The following is a 15,077-nucleotide window of genomic DNA, read 5'->3' as shown; positions in this document are numbered from 1 at the left end:
ACTCTATATTAGGTGATATTATATGAGGTTAGCTTTAATATTTGAAAAAATGTATTTTAGAAAGAAAATAGATGAAGCATCATTACCTCAATGGTTAGGTAGTGCTGCATATTTATTTCTATTTATGAGATACTTAATCATTTACCCAGCTATAGGTATTAGCTTATTTTTTGTTTTAAAGGCTGGATTATTAGACATATCACTAATCAGTACTATAGGTTGCTTCTTAGCAATTATTGATGCGAGAGATTTTCCTGCAAAAAATTATTTAGTTTACACTTTACATCAAAATATCGTTGTGAATAGAACAGAATCATATAGAAGAATTTATTGGCAGGTTTATTTTTACTATTTAGGTAAAATTATACTGAAATTTTTCTTGATATTTTGTTTGCCTATGTTCATGATTGGACATCTAATAGGAATCATCTCTTTGTTGCTAATAGTGATATTAATAATTTTAACAGTGATGAATCTTTCTTCTTATCAGTTTTATAAAAGCTACTTTCAAAAAGGACATGGCCAAAATGTGCGACTATTAAAGCTCATTTTAGTATGTTTTACTGTCTATATTGTATTGTTATCAATTTTACATCTTTTTAAGTCGGAAATTATCCAAATCTATAATCATTTACAATTTGATATATTCAACATCTTGACGGAACTGTTCATCGTCTGTTCGGTTCTGTTTATTCTGTCTATGATACTTCACTATTATAAGTTGGTTCGGAAAATTGGTAAAGAAGAAGTAAATACAAAAGAAGCTGTTGATCAGTATAGGCAAGGGTTTATAAAGTTGATTTTCTTTAACAAAGATATCTTGCTTTTAAAAAGGACTTACCATAATAAAATAAAGTTTTTAAAATATTTATATGTTCTGCATGTATGTTCATTAGCAACTATTCCGATGTTAGTTAAATTAATTTTGAAGAATAATTCTTATGTTATAGTATCCATCATATTTATAGCTGTGGCTTTCTCTAATTTTATAACCGATTACTTAAAAAAGGTTATGAGTCCTGATATTGAATTTTTTGCATTGCCACCCAATACTGCATGGAACATTTCTTTAAATGAAATATTAATACAGAAAGTTTACTTATATATAATTTTATCTGGGATACCAGTAATCTTTAGTGTCATCACAATGACCATCTTACATATTCCTTATCCAATCATGTTTGGTGTTGCTCTTTTAATTGTTTTTGTATTTATCAATATGGGGCTAGCCGCGACCATTGGTGCGATACTTTTCCCGAAGATAAATCCTGAGAGTGACTATGAAATAGGAAACTCCAGTAAAGCAGTCATGTTTGAAAATGTTTATTTGTACATAATCTCTGTTTTGCTTTCCTTTATTTTTATTATAGAGATTTTTAACGTGGAGATGCCTTTTCATTTAGGAAAGTACATAGTAACTTTAATTGTTATTCAGTTTTCTATTATCGTCGTCGCGGTCTTATATTTGAGAAATACCAAAGTGAAGGATGTGATTAAAAATGCAAGTTAAAGAAGCATCTTTTAGTTATGGAAATAGTCTGATCTTTGAGAAGATCAATTTGGAATTGAAACCGGGTGAGATTGTTGCGATAGTTGGTTCTAATGGTTCTGGTAAATCTACATTATTAAAGTGTATAGCAGGTATTTATGAGTTAGATAGTGGTGACATTACGAAAGAAGTCGAGGAAAATGTAGTGTTCGTGCCCGACGTTCCTAGATCGTATGAATATTTAACAGGATTTGAATATCTTGAGTTTATACAAGCTGTTTCTAAGAAAAGAGATGTTTCAAAAGTTCATGGTATTTTAAAGGACTATACTCTATATCCGAATAAGGATAAATTGATTAAACATTATTCTCACGGTATGAAACAAAAGTTAGCGCTTTGTGCCGCACTCATTAATGAAGAGATTCATTATTTATTATTAGATGAACCACTCACTGGTATTGATAAGAAAAGTCAAAAAGTAATCATTGAAAAGTTTAAAGAACTTACAAGCAAACAATGTTCCATTGTATTCTCAACACATCAAATCGAAACTTTAAGAGAGATATGTGATAAGGTTTTTTACTTAGAGGATCAGTATGAAGAACTTGTTTATAAATAAAATTAGACTTTCAGCAGTGTCCATTTTTTTATTTATCATTCTTCATGTAGTATTCGGGGGGATTGGTTTTATATTAACTAAAAAAGCACCCTCAGATATCATATATGTAGAGGATAGTATGTACCTTTATTTTACCAACAATTTTTTATACTGTATGGTTCTTGTCGCTGGCGTCGTCACAGCAGGCTTACTTACTACCTTTCTTATCGCTTCAAATGCATACTTGCTTGGAGTGACAATGAAGGGAGCCCTCTTATTAGGTCATGATGTTGGATACATTTTTTATCATATTTTGCATGGAGTGATTGAGCTTCCTGCAATCTACTTTTTCTTTAAAATTGGTATTTATCCAATGATTTTATTTTTAAAATACTTTGTTTTAGGTAACAAGTTTGACTTTTGGAAAGATGTTTATACAGTGATCAAAAACTTTATTTATGGGACAGTGTTGTTATTTTTGGCTGCTTTAGTTGAATTTTTATTATAGTGTATGTCTTAAGGAGATGAACATGTTAAAAAAAGAGAAGCTTTCATTGCTATTTATCTGGAGCTTAATTATCATCATTCATTTCATAGTGTCGCTTTACATTACAGAAGCTATTTCTGCCCCTTTGTTACAAGAGTCATCAATTAATGTAGGGGAAAATACTGTGATAGTAATGACAATTGTACTTTTAATTTTAGCATCATTCATTGATATTGTGATTGTTTCTTTACTCATTCATATTAGCTCTGTCATGATGAATATTAGAATAAGTATAATGAAAAGTTTTTTCATCGCTAGCTTATTTAATCTCATTTTGAATCTAAACCAAGTGATAAAAACTATTGCTTTATCAAACGCAAATAAATTAACAATAGAAAATTTCCCATCGAATATCTTCTTCAATCCATTCTTTTATCTAGGTTTAGTTGTTGTTGGTGTATGGTTAAGGTATTTTGAGAAGAAACCAATTTTACAAATCATTTTGATTGCGGTTGTCATTTGTGTATATAAATCTTTGTCTGTGTTTATTTAAAAGTACAAAAAGGGGATTTAATTTATGTCATCAAAGAGAAATTCGGATCTGATTTTTTATGTAGGTGTTGGAATCGTTATCTTACTTATTGCTTTTTTAAAGTTTAGCCATATTTCTGGTCCGATGGAGGTCGTGTTGATCTTAATCGGATTAATAATTTTATTTGCCATTAAGATTCTTACTAGAGAAAAAAAGAAGTAATGTCTTGGCAAACTATGTTTTAAAAATATAATGAGGGCATGATCGAATAGCATATTACATATAGATAGCTGTTTGATTATGTCTTTTTTATAATTGTTCTGTTGTCACCTATTAGAAAAAATACTTACTCTTGAAAATCTCTAAATCCTTTATATAAAAATAATATATTTAGAGAGGTTTTTTATGTCAGAATATTTTGTTAATAGTGTTTTCCTCAAAAAAACAATTGTTTTTTAAGGGTAGATTTATTATGATAATATACATCGAAAGATTGATGTTTCTCAATCAGAATGAAAATTCTGATTTTTACTTTTTATGTTGTTTGTTGATGAGGGGGAAGAAAAGTGGCTCAAAAGGAATTAAAGAGAGGGTTAAGTGCCCGCCATATTCAAATGATCGCTCTTGGCGGCACAATCGGTGTTGGCTTATTTATGGGGTCAGCGAAGGCCATTCAGTGGACAGGTCCATCGGTTCTTCTAGCGTACGCAGTGTGTGGTATTTTTATCTTTTTTATTATGCGTGCGATGGGAGAAATGTTATATCTTGAGCCGAGTACAGGGTCATTTGCTACATTCGGGCATCAATATATTCATCCGCTTGCAGGGTATATGACGGCTTGGAGTAACTGGTTCCAGTGGGTCATTGTCGGAATGTCTGAAATCATTGCGGTTGGGGCTTATATGAAATATTGGTTCCCAGAGCTGCCTGCGTGGATTCCAGGGTTAATTGCGATGATCATTTTAGGAGCAGCCAATTTAATTTCGGTTAAGTCGTTCGGTGAATTTGAATTTTGGTTTGCGATGATCAAAATTGTGACGATTATCTTGATGATTATTGCAGGTCTAGGCATTATTTTCTTTGGATTTGGAAATGGCGGGACGCCTATTGGTTTGTCTAATCTGTGGGCGCACGGCGGGTTCTTTACAGGTGGATTTACCGGGTTCTTGTTTGCATTGTCGCTCGTCATTGCTGCCTACCAGGGTGTTGAGCTGATTGGGATTACAGCAGGTGAAGCACAAAATCCAGAAAAGACGCTGACCAATGCCATCAAAAGTATCATCTGGCGTATTTTGATTTTCTATATCGGTGCGATCTTTGTCATTGTGACTGTGTATCCTTGGGATCAGCTGAATACCCTTGGCAGTCCATTTGTGGCGACGTTTGCGAAGATCGGGATTACAGCAGCGGCTGGTATTATTAACTTTGTTGTCATTACAGCAGCGATGTCCGGCTGTAATAGTGGTATTTTCAGTGCGGGCCGTATGCTTTATACATTAGGTGTGAATGGTCAGGCGCCTGCTTTCTTTACGAAAATTTCGAAGAACGGTGTACCTTATTTTGGGACATTCGCTGTGCTGATTGGTTTAGCGATAGGAGTGGTCCTGAATTATGTTTCTCCGCCAAACATTTTCGTCTATGTGTATAGTGCGAGTGTACTTCCTGGGATGGTGCCTTGGTTTGTCATTTTGATTAGTCATATCGGCTTCAGAAAGGCGAAGGGGGCAGCGCTTGATCAGCATCCGTTCAAGATGCCGCTAGCACCGTTTTCTAACTATCTTACAATCGGATTTTTATTAATGGTTCTTGTGTTTATGCTCATTAATCAGGATACGCGTATTTCTCTTATTGTAGCAATTGGGTTCTTGATTTTAGTGGCACTTAGCTTTTTTGTATTTGGAATTGGAAAACGAAAACCGATTGAAACAGCTTCTTCTGATCAAACGGTGAAATAATCAAAAGCGTTGCGGGATGGACCGCAACGCTTTTTTTATTTAGAGTGAAGCTTTTACACGGTTAAAGACATCTGGATAGTTGGTGAAAAGACCGGTAACGCCGTATTGCAGAAGACGTGTCATGTCTGCTTCGCTGTTGACCGTATATGGATGAAGGAGGAGTCCATGGCTTCTGACCTGCTGGACGTTTTCAGGTGTTAATGCTCTAAAATTCGGTCCGACCCCTACAGCGTACGTTTTGATGAAGTTGAGCTGATCGTCTGTGATCGATGCCATTTGTGCTCTGTCTAATAGTTGTACTTTTGGCAGGCGTGGAGCTAATTTCTGCAGCTTTAGCAGGCTGTTTTCACTAAAGGATTGAATGATGACCTGGCCTTTTCTTGTGTGTTTCCCAAGAAGGTGATGTTTCTTTAAGGCGGCCAATAGTTTTTCTTCCATTTGCGGATAAAGGTCTGGTTTTTTTGTTTCAATATAATAATTCTCTCGTTTGCCGAAATAGCGCAGCACCTCATCTAATGTAAGGACTCTCTGTCCGATATAGTTGGCATTTTGTCTGTCGGGATTTGCTTCGTTAAACCATGTACCAGCATCAAGCTGTTTGATTTCAGCAAGTGTGAGGTCTTTGACCCAGCCTGTTCCGTTAGTGGTTCGATCAACGGTTTCATCATGCATCACGATGAGATGTCCATCCTTTGTCATTTGAAGGTCGAGTTCGAGGTAATCTGCATTCATCTTTGTGGCGAGCTTGTAGGAAGCCAGGGTATGCTCTGGTGCATACCCTGATGCTCCGCGGTGTGCAACGGTTAAGATGCGATCTGGAGATAAAAGATGTTCATGTGCCGATACGGTGGCCGGCACCCACGCAAAAGACAGTAAAGCAAAAGAGAGCAACACGAAAGCAAGTAATCTACTTTTCTTCATATTTTAACCTCCTTTTACGGTAACTGCCTCCATCATAAGAAATAGATGTAAAGAGCATGTTGGGCGGATATGAATCTTTTATGTGATTTTCATTAAGCTTGCTCTACGCGCTTTCCTGTATTCCATGTCATGGCGAGAAAAACAATCGCAAGCACACAAGAACCAACCAGTAAAATGAAGCCTCCTGTCCAGTCATAGTGATCTACGACGACACCCATCATGGCATTGGCAAAGGCAGAGCCGCCAATGTAGCCGAAGAAGCCTGTCAGTCCGGCAGCAGTGCCAGCCGCTTTTTTCGGAGCGAGATCAATGGCTTGAAGCCCAATGAGCATAACAGGTCCGTAAATCAAAAAGCCGATGCTGATAAGGGCAATGTTATCGACCATTGGATTGCCTGCAGGGTTTAGCCAGTAAACAAGAACGGCAATTAACACCCCGGCCATAAAGATGACGCCAGCTGGTGCGCGGCGGCTTCTAAAGAAGCGGTCACTGATCCAGCCGCACAATAATGTACCGGGAATGCCTGCATATTCATAAAGAAAATAAGACCAGCGTGAATGCTCTGGTGAAAAGCCCTTTGCTTCTGTTAAGTAGGTCGGCGCCCAGTCAACGACACCGTAACGAACAAAGTACACAAACACGTTAGCAATGGCGATATACCATAGGAATTTATTGTTGAGTACATATTTAAATAAAATCTCTTTCACTGTTAATTCTTTTTCTTGATCCTCATAGTTTTGTGCCGGATAGTCATTTCGATATTCCTCGATTGGCGGAAGACCAGTGGATTGCGGGGTATCCCGTACGAGAAGAATGATCACGAAGGAGACGATAATGGCAATGATGGCAGGGAAGAAAAAGATACTTTTCCACGTCGCAAACAGCACAATTCCTAATGTGATAAGCGGTGCAAGAATCCCTCCGCCGATATTGTGAGCGACGTTCCAAATGGACATTTTCGTACCACGTTCACTAACCGAAAACCAGTGCGCCATCGTACGTCCGCATGGCGGCCACCCCATGCCTTGAAACCAGCCGTTTAAGAACATGAATAAAAACATGATCCATACACTGGACGTGACCCATGGAAATGAGACAAATAGGATATTGATAAGAGCTGATAAAAAGAGCCCGGCAGCTAAAAAGTATCTGGGGTTACAGCGGTCTGAAATCATCCCCATGATGAATTTACTAAAGCCATAAGCAATGGATACAGCTGCGAGTACAAAGCCTAATTCACTTTTCGTGAACCCCTCTTCCTGTAGATATGGAATGGCAAAAGCGAAATTTTTGCGCAGCAAATAGTAGCCCGCATACCCGATAAAGATGCCTAGAAAGACTTGCAGCCGCAGCCGCTTATACGTCTCATCTGTTTTGGCATCATCAAGCCTGTCGATATGTGGAGCAGGTTTAAACCATTTGAACATAAAGATCCTCCTTTTGTAGATGTCCGATTGACTGAAGCAAAAGTACGAGAATGGCTTTTGATCCTGTACCCTTTCAGAGACAAAAGAATTGTTAGCGCTTTCTTTTGTACTCCCATCATATCGGATGGAAGAGACGTTTATGATGAGGCTTTTGTCATAAATTTGGAAAAATGGTTCGTGGAGTAACAAAAAAATCCGCACAATGGCGGATTTTTCTTAGCTGCGGTTATAGAGACACATTAATTTTCGCAGATTTCTTTAGTTTTTCAATTTCTTTTTGTACTTCTTTCTGCTTTTCTTGAGATTCTAGCTGTTTTTTAATTTGTGATTTAACCTCTTTGTATTCTGGTACTTTTTGCTTTTGTTTTTTCATTTGGTCTGCGTATTGGTCATAGTACGCTTTGACATCTTTCTCAGAAACGGAGGCTGATTTAATTTCTTTGTCGACATATTGGCTGTATTTGATGCTGTCGGCAATGTCGCTTTTCAGCTGATCCAATGTGAGTCCGCTCTTTTTAAGTGCTTCTTCGAATTGAGCGTTGTCTTTAAACTGTTTCTTTTCTTCCTTTAGCTGCTTATCTATCTCTTTGTCAGAGGCTTTGAACCCCTTCTTCTCGGCATCTTGCAGGATGAGCTCTTGGCCTACGAGCGCATCAATGGTTTGTTTCTTGACTGCTTTTTCGCCTTCTTTAGAAGTTGGGTCTTGCCCGGACTGCTGAAGCTGGCCTTGAATGGTAGATAAGGCGCTATTGTATTCACTGCCTGTGATTTTGTCTTTGTTGACGGTCGCAACGACCTTTTGATCATCGATTTTTTGTGCGTCTAATTTCTTTTGCATTTCTTCCATTTGCTTTTGCTGCTCTTTTTGATCAGCCTGTGTTGTTTCCTTGTTTTTGGCTGAATCGTTTTGCTTATCTTGTTTGGCATCGTTTGACGAGCAGGCTGCAAGTCCAACAGATAACAAACAAGCGATGAGTGTGTATGATACCTTTTTCATCATTTTCTCTCCCTTCGGTATGAGAACGTCTAGTGCGCATTCTAACCGTTTTTTAGGAAAAATAAAACCGTACAGACAATTTGTTAGCGGATTGACATGTTTTTTATCTGTTTGTCCTCATTTTGTCTTCTCATAGTCATCTTATGACAAACTCAATTGTGGAATAATTGTTCCATCGCTTCGTCGATATCGGTGATTGGCTGGCGGCAGCTGTAGTTTTCACAAATATACACGGTGGTTTTTCCATCAATTGTTTTGTAATCTTTTGTAAAGGGCGCGAGCTTCGCTAATTCTTCCCCTGTTTCGGCAGTCAATATGATATCAAATGGCACGAAGCGTTTTTGAAGCGCCTGTAAAAGCTGTTCTTTTTGAGGGTCGCCGTTTTTTCCGAGAATGATGATTTCTCTTTTCGTTGCATATTGACTTAAGAGCCCTTGCAGAAACGCTGTATGACCGCTTGGATAGGACGAGACATCGACATAAAAGGCTTGGAACATCTGATGATCTAATGTGTCTAGCCAATCCTGACGTCCGGTCAGTCTGCTTAGCATGAGAAGGTGCTTGAGTGCAGTGCTGTTGCCAGAAGGCATAGCACCGTCGTACACTTCTTTTTCTCGAACGAGGAGCGATTCCGCATCTGATCCCGAGAAGAAAAAGCCCCCTTTTTCCTTGTCCCAAAACAGCTCAAACATGTTCTCAGCAATGGCTGAGGCTTTTTCCAGCCAATCTAATTCAAAGGTCGCTTCGTATAAAGACATATAGGCTTTTAGCATATGTGCATAATCCTCGATAAAGCCGAGATGCTTCACGTCACCTTCTCTGTAGCGGACCATGAGCCGCTCATGTTGAATAAGATGTGTTTCTAGAAAAGACATCGCCTGCTTCGCCATATGGATCGCTTCCTCTGCATCAAAGACCTTTCCTGCTTTGGCGAGAGCTGCGATCATCAGCGCATTCCAAGATGTGAGCACCTTGTCATCGACAAGCGGCGCGGGTCGCTGCTGTCTGACTGATTGTAAGATATGCTGGGCTTCTTGCAGCTTTGACCGAAGGGTTTTATCGTCGATCGAAAAAGAGGCCTTGATGTCCTCAAAAGAGGTGGAAATGGTATGAGGGATGTTTTCCCCTTCAAAGTTCCCCTCTTCTGTGATGTGATAGACTTCGCAAAATAAAGCGCCAAGCTCCTCCTCTAAATGGGTGATGATCTCATCTTTTGACCAGACGTAATATTGCCCTTCTTTCCCTTCAGAATCTGCATCTATCGCTGAATAAAAGGAGCCGCCAGAATTCATCATCTCTTGTTTAATAAATTGGATCAGGCGTTGGACAAGCTTTTTATATTCAGGTTTTGAGGTGAGCTGATACGCTTCTGTGTAAGCTTCCATCAACAGGGCATTATCATACAGCATTTTTTCAAAATGCGGCACAAGCCATTTTTCATCCGTCGAATAACGAGAAAAGCCTGACCCAACATGGTCGTATATACCGCCATTTGCCATCCCATCTAACGTTTTCGCGACCGCATATAACGCGTTCTCCTGTCCAGTCCATTCGTAATAGCGCATCAGAAATGAGAGCATATGAGGTGCAGGAAATTTTGGCGCGGAACCGAATCCGCCATACAGCGTATCAAAGCTGCTCATGAGCTGATAATAGGCTTTGTGAACTGCCTCTTGAGACAGTGTGTTTTCTGTCTGCCCTGCTGCTTTAATCCGCAGATTATTTGTCGCTTTCTCAGCCAATGATTCAATATGATCTCGGTCGTTATGGTACGCATCCAGCAATTGTGTCAGTGCCTCGATGAAGCCAGGACGCCCGTATGCACTTCTTTTTGGGAAATATGTCCCAGCATAAAAAGGCTTTTGCTCTGGCGTGACAAACACGTTCAACGGCCAGCCGCCTTGCCCCGTCATCATCTGACAAACAGACATATACATCGAGTCGATATCTGGACGCTCCTCACGATCGACTTTGATTGAAATGAAATGCTCATTTAAGATGTCAGCGACTTGTTGATCTTCAAAGCTTTCGTGTGCCATGACGTGGCACCAGTGACAAGTTCCTTTAGCTACCCATACCCAATCGATACGAAAACAGGTTTGTTTTCACGTTTCGCTTTTTCAAATGCTTCGTCTGACCATGTGTACCAGTTGACTGGGTTATAGGCGTGTTGGAGAAGGTATGGCGACTTTTCAGCGATTAATCGGTTGGGTTTATTGTTAGTGGGCATGGGATCACCTTCTTTCGATAAAGTTTCTTATCAGTATGGTCTTTCCAATATCTAATATACCAAATATCAAAAAAGAAGAGGTCTTTTAAGGTTAGCCTCTTCTTTTCTTTTTATAAGGTGATTCCAGACCTCAATTGGATAAAAGGCGACGTTCAACAATAGACATAAAAAAGTGAAGGATCATGCCTCCTAAACACACAGTTAAAATGGTTCCGATACCGATAGGACCTTTACATATATAAGCCAAAAATAAGAAAAAAGCATACAATACTGTTCTTGAAAATAGGAGGGTTCTTTTTGAAATATCTCGAATAATGAGTGTTAAATGATCGATAGGCGTTGATGCAAATTTTGTTTGAAGATAGATGGCTGTTCCAAGACCAATGAATACCAAACCAACTCCGAAACACGTCAGTTTGCTAAACCACATGCTTGTGTAGATGACATGTTTTATGAGGAACAACCACAGATCAATGCCTATTCCAGTCACGAATGCTGTAATCAAACCTAATAAAACAGGTTTTTTTCTTGTTAATATAGAGTTACAGAGTAAGATAATGACAGAGATAAGGACCTCCCAGCTTCCTACGGTAAGACCGACTTCTTTGGAAAGGCCAACCAAAAGGGCATCGAATGGGGAAGTACCTAGTCCTGATTGTATTGTTAAAGAAATGCCTAAACTTAATACGAATATACCTAGTCCGTAATAAACATACTTCTTTTTATTAGACATGATTTGTATTTCAAGATATTTCTTTTGTCATTAAGATGTGTGGAATTCCGTCTTCCATAAATTCATCTGAAGTAGTTTGATAGCCCAGTTTTTTATAAAAGCCTTCTGCATGTGTTTGCCCATGCAGCTTAATCTTAGAAATGCCTTTTTCTTGCATGATTTTTTCCAGCTCTCCAATGATGATTTTGCCTAAACCATACTTACGATAAGGTTTTAGGATACAGATTCTTTCCAGTTTACCTGTATGATCAACGATGCGCACACGGCCTGTGCCGACAGGCTGATTCTCATGATATACCAAGACATGCTGGCATTGTTCATTGAGTGTATCGAATTGATCGAACTCATCGGATTCAGGTACTTGCTGTTCTTCAATGAATACCGATTTTCTAATATCTTGAGCAACATGTAAATCATTTTCATTTGTTATTCTTTTTATAATCATTATTTACCAATCCTTTTCTGATATTAGTCTGGACTCTATAGCACGCGTGTGTTCTTATAAAAGTAAGGTTAAATTATTTTCGTTGTAATTGCAACAAAAAATAGGTGTAATTGCAACAAAAAACATGTGAGGAGTTTTGGGTGTGAACGACATTTTACGAGAGATCGGCATGATAGCAAGAGCTTTAGATTCCATAAGCAATATTGAATTTAAAGATTTGGACTTAACGAGAGGGCAGTATCTCTATCTTGTACGTATATACGAAAACCCCGGTGTTATACAAGATAAATTGGCTGAAATGATAAAAGTTGACCGAACAACGGCTGCGCGGGCAATCAAGAAATTGGAAATACAGGGATTGATTGAAAAACAGCCGGACAGACAGAATAAAAAAATAAAAAAGCTGTTCACGACTGAGAAAGGGAAAAAAGTTTATCCTTTTTTAAAAAAAGAAGAAGAACATTCTACGAAAGTGGCCTGTTCTGATTTTTCACCTGAGGAAAAGGAAACCATTTTTAAACTTCTTCACAGAGTCAGGAAAAATGTAGAACGGGATTGGGAAAATGTGAAGAAGGGAAACAAAAGGGACTACTAAAGTACAAATTTAAACTTTAAAAGTTTTAGAGCACATTATGTGGTATAGTCCCTTCCATAAAAATATGTAATGGCATCAGGGGCAAGTGGCGTAACCAATGCTGACTAGCACCGGTTTATTTTCACGCTTGGCTTTGTCGAAGGCTTCTTGCCCCCACGGGTACCAGTGAACTGGGTTGTGGGCGTGCTGAAGGAGGTAGGGTGATTTTTCATGGATGAGTGGGTTGGGTGTTTCGTTGTTTGGCATGGGTCACCTTCTTTCTAAATGTTTTTTTAAGTATTCTCTTTTCTCCATTTAATATATCAGATTGCTGAGACCCGTCATCATTTGTCTGTAAGGTATTCCTAAAATGAAAAAAATCAAGGGCTATAAACCCTTGATAGCTACATCAATCGTAATGTTTTAACAAGATGGCTGAATTATGTCCTCCAAAACCAAAAGAATTGGATAGCCCATATTTCAATGGAAGCTGTCTTGCTTCTAATACAACATCTAAATTGCAATCTGGATCTTGATTCTCTACATTAATAGTTGGCGGAATTACTCCTCGTCTCAAACTTTCCACTAAAGCAATGGCTTCTACTCCGCCGGCAGCACCAAACATGTGCCCCGTCATTGATTTGTTTGCTGTTGTTGGAATTTCACTTGAACGTTCACCAAATAATTTCTTAATAGCTAAAACTTCTGAACGATCACCTACTTGTGTACTTGTTGCATGAGCACTAATAACATCGATGTCATCTGTTGATATGTTTGCACTTCTCAATGCTTTTTTCATGGCTAAGTAGGCACCCTTACCTTCTGGGTGGGATGCTACCATATGGTGAGCGTCTGAACTAGCTCCATATCCCACTACTTCACATAATATCGGCGCATCTCTAAGAATCGCGTTTTCTAATGATTCTAATACTAAGATACCTGCGCCTTCACTCATAACAAATCCATCTCTATCTGTATCGAATGGACGGCTCGCTCGACTTGGGTCTTGGTTTCTAGTAGATAGTGCATGTGCGTTTCCAAAACTAGCCAAGGATATCTGTGAGACGGCAGCTTCTGCTCCTCCGGCAAATATAATATCTGCATCATCATTTCGGATCGCATTGAAAGCTTCGCCAATAGCGGTGTTCCCAATAGAACAAGCTGTGACTGGTGACAATGATGGTCCTTGTGCTCCTAATTTTATGCTGATTTGGGCCGCAGCTGCATTTGAAATCATCATGGGTACAAGGCTGGGACTTACTCTCGAGGGACCTCGTTTATCTAATACATTCACATGATCAACAAGCGATTGGATGCCTCCGATTCCTGACCCAACATATACGCCTAAACGTTCAAGATCAACTTGATCTAACTGTAATTGTGAATTTTCTAATGCTTGTTCGGCTGCTGCTAAGGCAAACTGACTAAAACGATCTAATCGTTTTGCTTCTTTTCTTCCTAATATTTTATCTGCATCGAAATCACGAACGATTCCCGCTATTTTTGTTTTATAATCAGTCGTATCAAAAGAATCAATGAGAGATATTCCCGATTGTCCTTTCATTAGCTGATTCCAAAAGCTATTTACATCATTTCCTAGTGGAGAAATAACTCCCATTCCAGTAATGACAACTCTTTTCATGATCATTCCCTCCTTGTTTTTATTAACTTTAGCCATTGTGTTATCCTATTACAAGTTGTTGTTTATCCTAGTATAATTAATACTCTTTTAAAGGGAGATCTGAATGAAACCTGAAACTAGACTTCAAGCATTATCAGAATTTCTAAAGAATCAACGTTCGAAAATTACGCCTCAAATGGTTGGTCTACCTGTAGGCACCCGCAGAAGAACACCAGGACTAAGAAGAGAAGAAGTGGCTCAACTAGCCGGTGTGAGTCTTACTTGGTATACATGGTTAGAGCAAGGAAGAGATATAAAGGTATCGACTTCGGTATTAGATGCGATTTCTCGTGCATTACAATTAAATAACGATGAAAGGAGATATTTGTACGCTTTAGCGTTAGAGGAAGGAGTGAAACAATCCTTTATCATTGAGAATGAGAAGGAAATCAGTCCGGCTTTAGTGAAAATTTTGCAGGAACTTCGTTATTGCCCAACGATTGTATCTGACAGAAGAAGTCAGATTGTTGGGTGGAATCAAGCAGCAGCTAACGTATTTTTGGACTTTGAACAAATCATCCCGGCAGAAAGGAATATCATACGCTTACTATTCGCAAGAAAGGAATTTAAAAGTTTAGCGGTGAATTGGGAGCATTTTGTTAGAGGATATATCGCCATATTTAGAACGTATTATGGACAGTATGTGGCTGATGACTGGTATGAGCAATTTATAGAAGAAATGGAGCAGGCATATCCTGAGTTTCGTAAAATTTGGAATGAAAATGAGATCAGCTATGCGCCTGAAGTATTAATTGAATTTCGTCATGCTAAGGCAGGTAAAATGTTGTTTAACCTAACTTCATTACAAGTGTATGGGGATACTGATTTAAGATGCAGCGTCTATACTCCAGTTGAGGATACTGAAACGGAGCTTAAGTTAAAACGTTTGATTGAAGGTTAGCTATTGTTTGGATGAAGTTATTGAGTGTATTTAATATAAAAAAGATCCTATGCAAATCAGTGAGAAGGGGCATAACCGATGCTGACAAGCACCGGTTTATTTTCCGT

At 38.6% G+C, this 15,077-nt stretch carries 15 protein-coding genes and 1 pseudogene; 7 read left to right on the top strand and 9 right to left on the bottom strand.

Annotated features, from left to right (window positions below):
- Positions 1-22 precede the first annotated feature (22 nt).
- The 5 genes from MHI60_RS06215 to MHI60_RS06195 all read left to right on the top strand — a co-directional run bounded on the left by MHI60_RS06215 (position 23) and on the right by MHI60_RS06195 (position 5,061).
- Positions 23-1,510: a hypothetical protein gene (locus tag MHI60_RS06215; RefSeq protein WP_144486040.1), complete on the top strand. Its 1,488-nt coding sequence runs from the start codon at positions 23-25 to the stop codon at positions 1,508-1,510.
- A complete protein-coding gene (locus MHI60_RS06210) occupies positions 1,500-2,108 on the top strand; it encodes an ATP-binding cassette domain-containing protein (RefSeq protein ID WP_144486038.1) in 609 nt (202 codons plus the stop codon). The genes MHI60_RS06215 and MHI60_RS06210 overlap by 11 nt, the downstream gene beginning before the upstream one ends.
- On the top strand, positions 2,086-2,595 hold the full coding sequence (locus MHI60_RS06205) for a stage II sporulation protein M (protein WP_144486036.1): 510 nt from the start codon (positions 2,086-2,088) through the stop codon (positions 2,593-2,595). The genes MHI60_RS06210 and MHI60_RS06205 overlap by 23 nt, the downstream gene beginning before the upstream one ends.
- A 22-nt stretch (positions 2,596-2,617) precedes the next feature.
- Positions 2,618-3,127 carry a hypothetical protein gene (locus MHI60_RS06200; protein ID WP_144486034.1) on the top strand — a complete coding sequence of 170 codons (510 nt, stop codon included), beginning with the start codon at positions 2,618-2,620 and terminating at the stop codon, positions 3,125-3,127.
- Between the two features lie 545 nt (positions 3,128-3,672).
- A complete protein-coding gene (locus MHI60_RS06195; RefSeq protein WP_024424432.1) occupies positions 3,673-5,061 on the top strand; it encodes an amino acid permease in 1,389 nt (462 codons plus the stop codon).
- Between the two features lie 39 nt (positions 5,062-5,100).
- Here MHI60_RS06195 and MHI60_RS06190 read toward each other — a convergent pair whose 3' ends face one another.
- The 7 genes from MHI60_RS06190 to MHI60_RS06160 form a co-directional block, all read right to left on the bottom strand.
- The gene (locus MHI60_RS06190) at positions 5,101-5,982 is read right to left on the bottom strand and encodes a glycerophosphodiester phosphodiesterase (protein WP_144486032.1); all 882 of its coding nucleotides are present in this window, start codon (positions 5,980-5,982) and stop codon (positions 5,101-5,103) included.
- A 92-nt stretch (positions 5,983-6,074) separates the two neighbouring features.
- A complete protein-coding gene (glpT, locus tag MHI60_RS06185; protein ID WP_024424430.1) occupies positions 6,075-7,409 on the bottom strand; it encodes a glycerol-3-phosphate transporter in 1,335 nt (444 codons plus the stop codon).
- Positions 7,410-7,635: 226 nt separating this feature from the next.
- Positions 7,636-8,406: a SurA N-terminal domain-containing protein gene (locus MHI60_RS06180; protein WP_144486030.1), complete on the bottom strand. Its 771-nt coding sequence runs from the start codon at positions 8,404-8,406 to the stop codon at positions 7,636-7,638.
- Between the two features lie 152 nt (positions 8,407-8,558).
- The gene (locus tag MHI60_RS06175; protein ID WP_144486028.1) at positions 8,559-10,445 is read right to left on the bottom strand and encodes a thioredoxin domain-containing protein; all 1,887 of its coding nucleotides are present in this window, start codon (positions 10,443-10,445) and stop codon (positions 8,559-8,561) included.
- A 29-nt stretch (positions 10,446-10,474) separates the two neighbouring features.
- Complete coding sequence (locus MHI60_RS06170) at positions 10,475-10,636, bottom strand: DUF255 domain-containing protein (RefSeq protein ID WP_095407591.1); 162 nt, start codon at positions 10,634-10,636, stop codon at positions 10,475-10,477.
- Between the two features lie 130 nt (positions 10,637-10,766).
- Positions 10,767-11,369 carry a YitT family protein gene (locus tag MHI60_RS06165; RefSeq protein ID WP_144486026.1) on the bottom strand — a complete coding sequence of 201 codons (603 nt, stop codon included), beginning with the start codon at positions 11,367-11,369 and terminating at the stop codon, positions 10,767-10,769.
- A gap of 10 nt (positions 11,370-11,379) precedes the next feature.
- A complete protein-coding gene (locus tag MHI60_RS06160) occupies positions 11,380-11,814 on the bottom strand; it encodes a GNAT family N-acetyltransferase (protein ID WP_095407593.1) in 435 nt (144 codons plus the stop codon).
- 142 nt (positions 11,815-11,956) lie between these two features.
- On the opposite strand from MHI60_RS06160, the gene MHI60_RS06155 reads away from it, so the two are divergent.
- The gene (locus tag MHI60_RS06155; RefSeq protein WP_060698015.1) at positions 11,957-12,409 is read left to right on the top strand and encodes a MarR family transcriptional regulator; all 453 of its coding nucleotides are present in this window, start codon (positions 11,957-11,959) and stop codon (positions 12,407-12,409) included.
- Between the two features lie 81 nt (positions 12,410-12,490).
- On the opposite strand, the pseudogene MHI60_RS06150 reads toward MHI60_RS06155, so the two are convergent.
- Both MHI60_RS06150 and fabF read right to left on the bottom strand, forming a co-directional pair.
- A pseudogene (locus tag MHI60_RS06150) lies at positions 12,491-12,655 on the bottom strand (DUF255 domain-containing protein); the annotation flags it as partial.
- 142 nt (positions 12,656-12,797) lie between these two features.
- Complete coding sequence (gene fabF, locus MHI60_RS06145) at positions 12,798-14,030, bottom strand: beta-ketoacyl-ACP synthase II (RefSeq protein WP_144486094.1); 1,233 nt, start codon at positions 14,028-14,030, stop codon at positions 12,798-12,800.
- Positions 14,031-14,133: 103 nt separating this feature from the next.
- Between fabF and MHI60_RS06140 the strand changes: the two genes are divergently transcribed.
- Positions 14,134-14,970: a helix-turn-helix transcriptional regulator gene (locus tag MHI60_RS06140; protein ID WP_095407597.1), complete on the top strand. Its 837-nt coding sequence runs from the start codon at positions 14,134-14,136 to the stop codon at positions 14,968-14,970.
- Positions 14,971-15,077: the final 107 nt, after the last annotated feature.

The organism is Bacillus sp. FSL K6-3200 (assembly GCF_038630485.1).
GTDB classification, from domain to species: Bacteria; Bacillota; Bacilli; order Bacillales; family Bacillaceae; genus Bacillus; species Bacillus safensis.
The sequence above is the reverse complement of the archived record's forward strand: the minus strand, read 5'-3'. Positions and strand labels throughout refer to the sequence as shown.

Excerpts from the sequence above, each read along its gene's own strand:
- MHI60_RS06215 (WP_144486040.1), top strand. The coding sequence starts at position 23 with ATGAGGTTAGCTTTAATATTTGAAAAAATGTATTTTAGAAAGAAAATA.
- MHI60_RS06210 (WP_144486038.1), top strand. The coding sequence starts at position 1,500 with ATGCAAGTTAAAGAAGCATCTTTTAGTTATGGAAATAGTCTGATCTTT.
- MHI60_RS06205 (WP_144486036.1), top strand. The coding sequence starts at position 2,086 with ATGAAGAACTTGTTTATAAATAAAATTAGACTTTCAGCAGTGTCCATT.
- MHI60_RS06200 (WP_144486034.1), top strand. The coding sequence starts at position 2,618 with ATGTTAAAAAAAGAGAAGCTTTCATTGCTATTTATCTGGAGCTTAATT.
- MHI60_RS06190 (WP_144486032.1), bottom strand. The coding sequence starts at position 5,982 with ATGAAGAAAAGTAGATTACTTGCTTTCGTGTTGCTCTCTTTTGCTTTA.
- glpT (WP_024424430.1), bottom strand. The coding sequence starts at position 7,409 with ATGTTCAAATGGTTTAAACCTGCTCCACATATCGACAGGCTTGATGAT.
- MHI60_RS06180 (WP_144486030.1), bottom strand. The coding sequence starts at position 8,406 with ATGAAAAAGGTATCATACACACTCATCGCTTGTTTGTTATCTGTTGGA.
- MHI60_RS06175 (WP_144486028.1), bottom strand. The coding sequence starts at position 10,445 with ATGGCACACGAAAGCTTTGAAGATCAACAAGTCGCTGACATCTTAAAT.
- MHI60_RS06170 (WP_095407591.1), bottom strand. The coding sequence starts at position 10,636 with ATGCCCACTAACAATAAACCCAACCGATTAATCGCTGAAAAGTCGCCA.
- MHI60_RS06165 (WP_144486026.1), bottom strand. The coding sequence starts at position 11,369 with ATGTCTAATAAAAAGAAGTATGTTTATTACGGACTAGGTATATTCGTA.
- MHI60_RS06160 (WP_095407593.1), bottom strand. The coding sequence starts at position 11,814 with ATGATTATAAAAAGAATAACAAATGAAAATGATTTACATGTTGCTCAA.
- fabF (WP_144486094.1), bottom strand. The coding sequence starts at position 14,030 with ATGAAAAGAGTTGTCATTACTGGAATGGGAGTTATTTCTCCACTAGGA.
- MHI60_RS06140 (WP_095407597.1), top strand. The coding sequence starts at position 14,134 with ATGAAACCTGAAACTAGACTTCAAGCATTATCAGAATTTCTAAAGAAT.